The following is a 6,625-nucleotide window of genomic DNA, read 5'->3' as shown; positions in this document are numbered from 1 at the left end:
CAGTTGACAAAAAAAAGGGCATCGGGTATAATGAAACTGTGGGGGCAGGCAGGGTCGTTAAGCATTGCTTTGATTGCGTATGTGCGCTGCCTGGGGGAATTGCTCCACCGACTATTATATCATCTCTGCAAAAAAATATCAAGCTTTTATCGGGCGCGATCGCGATTTTCCCCCATACAGCGCAATAGGGTGGGGATGGCCCACCCTATCTTTAGCACAGGGCGAGGATAACATCGGCGAAGCGAAAATCGGGTGCCCTTGGGGTGCCACGAGGGGTTAGAGAGCCACCCATCGAGGGGAAACTATTGAACCTTAGCTTCCAAAGACTTGAGAAACTCGGTATTGACCCCGGACTCGCGAGTGAGGGCAATTTTGCCAGTGCGGGCAATTTCGCGGATCCCGAACTTGTTGAGAACCTGAACGATCGCCACCATTTTTCCGGGATCGCCCACCACTTCAACCATCACCGAATCTTCGCCCACATCCACGATCCGGGCGCGGAAAATTTGCGCCAGTTCGATAATTTCAGAGCGAGTCGCGCTAGAGGCATTCACCTTGAGCAACATCAACTCGCGCTCAACGCAAGGGGTTTCGGTGATATCGAGAACCTTGATCACGTTGATGAGCTTGTAAAGTTGTTTGGTCAACTGCTCGATAACGCGATCGTCTCCCGGAACCACCATTGTAATCCGAGAAATGCCCAATTTCTCCGCCGGTCCGACGGCTAAGCTTTCGATGTTGAAACCGCGACGGGCAAACAAGCCAGCGATCCGAGTCAAGACCCCTGCTTCATCTTCGACCAAAACAGAAAGAGTGTGTTTCATAGTTTTCGAAGCGATCCAAAAGCTGCGATCGCTACTATTTTTCGCTGCATAAGTCTGTTCAAGCTAAATTTTATCGCGAGAAACCTAGGGGAGGACGCTTTTTAACAAAATCCTAAACTCTTGGGGCGTTCGATTATTAATTGCGGATTGTTGATTGAAAACACCCCCCCACCTCCCCACTCACACCAATTCTAAATTTTCAATTGTCAATTCTAAATTTTCAATTGTCAATTCTAAATTTTCAATCCTCCCCTTTCCGGACACTCCCGATCCGCAGCGAAAAGTAGCTCAGTTGCCGGGCCGCAGGGAGTGTAGCCCCCGATCGCGGCGCATAACTCCCGTCAGGAGAACAGCAACCCCGGGGGAGTGGAGAGCCTTTCGCGGTCTGCGTGCCAGCAGCGATCGCTTGACAATATCCTCCCCCAAGTGCAATAGAATTGCCATAGATATGGCATAGAATCTGAACAACCTTACGTTAGGAGAACAACAAATGGGTTGGTTAAAACGACTCTTTGGTTTAGAAAAACCCGAAACTGAAGAAGAAACTATCGAAGCCCCCCCGCCAGAAGACCCTGAAGCTCCAGCACAGAGCTACAGCGTTCCCAAAGCACCCCAAGAAGAAGGCATTCCCCCAGAACGCTTGGGACTAAATGGAGAATACGACCAAAGTGGTTTAGCCAAGCGAGTCGCCCTCGCCTTGGACCAAAATCCCGACACCGACGACTTTGAAAGACTGTGGGTCGCCCAAACTGGAGGCACCGTAGTCTTAAAAGGCGAAGTGCCCTCCCAAGAGGATCTCGACCGAGTAGTGGAAGTCGCCAGTGGCGTGTATGGTGCCACAGCGGTGAACACCGATGAAGTCAGCGTCGGATAGCATCCGATAAATGCGGGGCATTCATCACCATGAATGCCCCGCATTTCAAGCAAAAACCTCAAAGGTTGCAGAGTGAATCACTCCTGACTCGAACCCACACTTTCCGGTTGAGGGAGTGGTTCTTCTTCTTTAAACACCACCCTTAACAAAGGAGGAGCCACAAAAGTCGTCAGGATGACCATCATAATAATCGCCGCTTCCAACGATTCAGAAAGAGCCCCGCTAGCAGCGCCGACCCCAGCAAAGACCAATCCCACTTCACCTCGGGGAATCATGCCAATGCCGATCGCCAAGCGATTGATCTCCGGTTGACCAAAAATCGTAAAGCCAGCGATCGTCTTCCCAATAATCGCCACTACAATTAAAAACGTCGCAATAATTAAGCCTTCCCGATTGCTCGGATCTGCCGGATTGAGAACCCCGAGGTTGGTTTTCGCACCCACCACCACGAAGAAAATCGGCACGAACACATCAGAAACCGGAACCACCTGCTCTTCGAGTTCTTGTTGTTTGTCTGTTTCGCCGAGAACCAGACCCGCCGCAAACGCACCGAGAATGGCTTCTAGTTGAATAGCAGCGCCCACATAGGCTAACACAAACGCAATAATCAGCGCCGAAATCAACAACGGGCCGCGCGTTTTGAGTTCTTTCACCAGTCCCACATAATACGGACTGAGAAAGCGACCCAACAGAATCACGCCCACCAGAAACGCCCCAGCACTGACAATCAGATAGGCAATATTGGCTACTTCCACCTCTCCGGTTTTCACCAGACTCGCCACCACTGCCAGGACGATAATCCCGAGAATATCATCGAGCACCGCAGCGCCGATGATAATTTGACCTTCTTTCGCGCTCAAGCGCCCGATTTCCGCCAGTACCTTCGCCGTAATTCCGATACTGGTAGCCGTCAGGGCCGCCCCCGCGAAAATCGCCGGAATCGTCGCCACGTGAAAAAGGGTAATCAAGCCCACCGTACCGGCCACAAAGGGAGCCACAACCCCCACCACGGCAACCACCGCTGCTTGCGGACCGTATTTAATCAGTTCTTTGAGTTCTGATTCCAGGCCGATTTCAAACAGCAGAATAATCACCCCCAGTTCAGCCAAAATTGCAATGACTTCACTTTGGGATTGGAACGTTGCCACGAGCGCAGAAGGCTCCAAATCGGTCGTGCTTTGCACGAATCCCATAATTACCGAACTGCTGGCATCTTCCCCGCCTTCGGGAAACACCAACAGCTTGAGGACCGACACCCCAATCACCACCCCACCAACGAGATCGCCTAAAACCGGGGGGAGATTGATGCGGGCACAAATCTCGCCGCCAATTTTGCTGGCTAGGTAGATTGTGATTAAACTCAGCAGCACCCCCGCCACCACCAAGGCTTCATCAGCCTCCGCAGCTTCTTCGGCCACCTCAGCTACTTCAGCGGCTTCGGCACTGGCCAACAGGGGCACCATTTTATCGAACGCGGAAAAGGAAACGGTTGCGGTGAATGAATTCACCAAACTAAGGAAATCTGCCATCTATTTTGCAGAACTCATCTTGTCTAATTTACCTGCTTTGTATATTGTCTCCACAGAATGAAACATTCCTCGGATAGAAAAGCTGAGGAATGTTATAATCTTTACTTTATGGTGCCCCGGGGCCTCAGTGCGGCTAAACCCCCTGGGGGCGAGGGTTTAACCTCCGCCGCGATCGCCACGGACTCCAGAGCAGCAAAAATTTTCTTTCAACTGAAGACTCGATGTTGCAACGAGGGCATTTGCCGACGGACTTGCTCCAAGCGCGAAGGGCTGACTTCCGCGATCGCTACCCCCGGTTTGTCCCCCGCATCCGCTACAATCGTCCCCCAAGGGTCGATAATCATCGCATGTCCGTGGGATTGTCGCATCCCATAGTGTCGTCCGGTTTGTGCCGGCGCAATCACGTAGCAGGTATTTTCAATCGCCCGCGCCTGTAGCAACACCTGCCAGTGGTCTTTCCCGGTGTAAGCGGTAAAGGCTGCCGGCACGAATAAAATTTCCGCCCCTTTATGGGACAGATGGCGATACAGTTCCGGAAAGCGAACGTCGTAGCAAACTGAAAAACCCAGGGTTCCAAAGGTCTCGGAATCGTAAATCGGCGGCAAAACTTCCCCCGCTTGCACGGTACTCGATTCTTGATAGGTATTGCCGTCGGGTACGTTGACGTCAAATAAATGGACTTTCTGATAGCGCACCAATTCCGCTCCGCTTGGATCCACGAGGAGCGCCGTGTTGTACACTTTTTCCGGGCTGACTGGCACCGGAAACCCTCCCCCCAGAATCGTCACCTGGAATCGCTGCGCCATCTTTTTCAGGAATTTTTCGCTCTGTTGGCAAATTTCCTCGGCTTGCCGCACTTTCTCGGATTCTTCCCCCAAGAAAGAAAAGTTCTCTGGCAAGCCCACGATCTCGGCACCCTGGCGCACCGCCAGGTCGATCAGTTCTTCTGCCTGACCTAGGTTTTTCCCCAGATCCGGTCCGCTGGTCATTTGCAGCCCGGCTGCTAGATAAGATTTCATCAATGCAACTCGATATTGCTATGCGACAATGAGAGTACAGATCTCTATTTTTCCTTGAAAGGCGACTTACTGAGTCACTATTTTTCCCGATTTATCCTTCAATTTGGTTAAAATCGCCATCGCTACCCCAAACTGCTATCCGGTTCCGCCCCTCTCCCCAACCTAACCCACTGCCTCCTTACCCCAAAAGATAAAAAAATCTCAAAGACTTGACGGCGATCGCAATTTTGATGCTATAATTTAAACATTCCTTTCCGGGATGTAGCGCAGCTTGGTAGCGCGCCTGCTTTGGGAGCAGGATGTCGCAGGTTCAAATCCTGTCATCCCGATTGCATCTACTACATAACTGCTACTCCAGGGGCGAGGAGCATCCGAGTCAGAGGGATCTAATGGTAGTCAACGCGCTACTCTTCTTCTCAAACGGCCAGAACTCGGAATCGTTCTCCTCATGCCCCTGGTTTTTTATTGCCCGATCGCTCCTTTGGATTGGATTCGCCTCTCTTGGTTGCAGCTCGCTTCGCGATCGCTACAAATATCACCACCCCTTCACCCCCGCAAAATTACCCTCCCTGGCAATCGCTTTCTATCTTCCTTTCTCCACTATTCTCCACTTCGATAAAGGGGTAAAAACCCGATCGCCAACTTCCCGCATACACTTAAGTTGCACGAATTTTTTTCAAGGCAATATTTCTGCAAAGCGCGAAATTATTTTATCTAGCCAAAAATAGACATTTAAAAACTCAATAGTTTCCATATAAACGTGCAAATTAAACGGGCATCCAACCGACAAAATTGGCCTGCATCCGGGCAAGCTCCCCCCCCCTCAGAACACACCCAATCAACACAAACCCCAGCGCAGAAAAAACAGCTATAATACCACTCATCCCCAGCCAGCAGTGCCAAACCCCCAAGGGAGAACATAGGGGGACAAAGCGTCGGGAATAAGAAGCGCGATCGGAACAACCCCGGGTCGAGGGAGTCTTTCAAGAGAGCATGACCATGCCAGAACAAACCACTCGCGGCTCATGGCTTACGAAGCAACACCGAACCCACAGCATAGTGCTGAAATCACAAAAGCGCATTTTCCATCGGTGGTGAAGTGCAAACCCCCGGGAAAATGTGGTACGATAAAGCCAAAAAATAAGGAGAGTGCGACAAGGCCAGAATGGCGACGCCCGGAGGTGAAAGCGATCGGCTTTGGCAAAAAGCACAACTCTCTCCCCAGGCATAATTTTATCAACATTGTGGTGAAATTCTACCAGAATTCCTTTGACCAGATTAAAATATTCAGTAAACCGGGAGAAAGCTCCTGTAAAACGCAAAAAACAAGTCAACGTCTCGGGAAAATTAATGACTCATCCTCAACGGAGGGTTCTGCAGTCAGCTAGGGGAATGAAACCAACCCTAGAAATGGGAAAAAACCAAAAAAATAACTGAGGTTGACTGAGTTGGACTGTTGTGAATTGAATGAATAAAGTTGTATCGCTATCAGGTGTAATAATGAAATCAATTGTACGCTGGGGCGCAGTATTAAGTCTCGTTGGAAGTGTCCTTCTCGGACCTTCTCTAACCGCAAATAGCTCGCGGGCACTGGCATTACCGCCAGAGCAAATCATGCAAAAACTGCGAGCGGTGCCGGTGTTTACGATTACCGATGAAAATGGCTCGCCGTTGGTGGCTTCCACTTCCGAAGGGGGTCAAGGGGCTTCAGTGACCGGAGTATTTATCAGTCGCCAAGATGCACTGGCATTTGTCGATCGCCTAACCACCCAAAATCCAGAGTTGGCGAATAACGTGCAGGTAGTGCCGGTTTCTTTAGCCGAAGTGTATCAACTGGCGCAGCAAATGCAAAATAATCCCGAACAACTCGGATTTGACTTCGTGCCAGTCGATCGCCAAGTTAATTTAGCATTGGAAGTGCTGCGAGAAGATGGCAAAGAAGTGGAGCAATTTAATGGGGTTCCGCTGTTCTTGGCAACCGGCGGCCCTGACAATGGCTACTTAACGGTTCAAAATGGCAATCAACAAGTGATTCCTTTGTTTTTTAACAAAGAAGAATTAGATCGAGTTTTAGATCAATTTAGAACTCAAAACCCCGATTTGGCAGGAACCGTAGATGTTCAGGTGGTGAACTTGCAAGGAGTCATTCAGCTATTGCAAGAAAGCAACGATTCCGAGTTAAATAAAATTATGCTGATTCCGCCGCGAGAGTCGATCGACTACGTGCGATCGCTCCAACCCCAATCCGGCGGTCAGCAATAAACCGTTCTCGGTTTCCCAGTTGTTCTTTATCCGCCGTGGTGGTCAGGAACCCCATCCCTAAAGGGAGGGGCTTGGTAAGACTTTATTTTCCCAAGCTCACCTGACCAGAAGACCAGA

General features: G+C 50.4%; 6 protein-coding genes and 1 tRNA gene. 3 read left to right on the top strand and 4 right to left on the bottom strand.

Annotated features, from left to right (window positions below):
* Positions 1 to 302 precede the first annotated feature (302 nt).
* A complete protein-coding gene (gene ilvN / locus AC0QH1_RS23290) occupies positions 303 to 824 on the bottom strand; it encodes an acetolactate synthase small subunit (protein ID WP_324633763.1) in 522 nt (173 codons plus the stop codon).
* A 288-nt stretch (positions 825 to 1,112) separates the two neighbouring features.
* Positions 1,113 to 1,268, bottom strand: a complete 156-nt coding sequence (locus AC0QH1_RS23285) for a hypothetical protein (protein WP_324633762.1) — start codon at positions 1,266 to 1,268, stop codon at positions 1,113 to 1,115.
* Between the two features lie 46 nt (positions 1,269 to 1,314).
* On the opposite strand from AC0QH1_RS23285, the gene AC0QH1_RS23280 reads away from it, so the two are divergent.
* Positions 1,315 to 1,698, top strand: a complete 384-nt coding sequence (locus AC0QH1_RS23280; protein WP_324633761.1) for a BON domain-containing protein — start codon at positions 1,315 to 1,317, stop codon at positions 1,696 to 1,698.
* A gap of 77 nt (positions 1,699 to 1,775) precedes the next feature.
* Here AC0QH1_RS23280 and AC0QH1_RS23275 read toward each other — a convergent pair whose 3' ends face one another.
* Both AC0QH1_RS23275 and AC0QH1_RS23270 read right to left on the bottom strand, forming a co-directional pair.
* Positions 1,776 to 3,227, bottom strand: coding sequence for a cation:proton antiporter (locus AC0QH1_RS23275; protein WP_442957358.1), 1,452 nt, complete (start codon positions 3,225 to 3,227; stop codon positions 1,776 to 1,778).
* A 206-nt stretch (positions 3,228 to 3,433) separates the two neighbouring features.
* Positions 3,434 to 4,246 carry a carbon-nitrogen hydrolase family protein gene (locus tag AC0QH1_RS23270; protein WP_324633760.1) on the bottom strand — a complete coding sequence of 271 codons (813 nt, stop codon included), beginning with the start codon at positions 4,244 to 4,246 and terminating at the stop codon, positions 3,434 to 3,436.
* Between the two features lie 255 nt (positions 4,247 to 4,501).
* Between AC0QH1_RS23270 and AC0QH1_RS23265 the strand changes: the two genes are divergently transcribed.
* Both AC0QH1_RS23265 and AC0QH1_RS23260 read left to right on the top strand, forming a co-directional pair.
* Positions 4,502 to 4,575: transfer RNA gene (locus tag AC0QH1_RS23265), tRNA-Pro, on the top strand.
* 1,138 nt (positions 4,576 to 5,713) lie between these two features.
* Positions 5,714 to 6,508 (top strand): Tic22 family protein, encoded by a 795-nt coding sequence (locus tag AC0QH1_RS23260; RefSeq protein WP_324633759.1) that lies wholly within the window; start codon positions 5,714 to 5,716, stop codon positions 6,506 to 6,508.
* Positions 6,509 to 6,625 lie beyond the last annotated feature (117 nt).

It is taken from the genome of Phormidium sp. CCY1219 (assembly GCF_055795085.1).
Note: the sequence above shows the minus strand (reverse complement) of the source record. Positions and strands in the feature narration are given on the sequence as shown.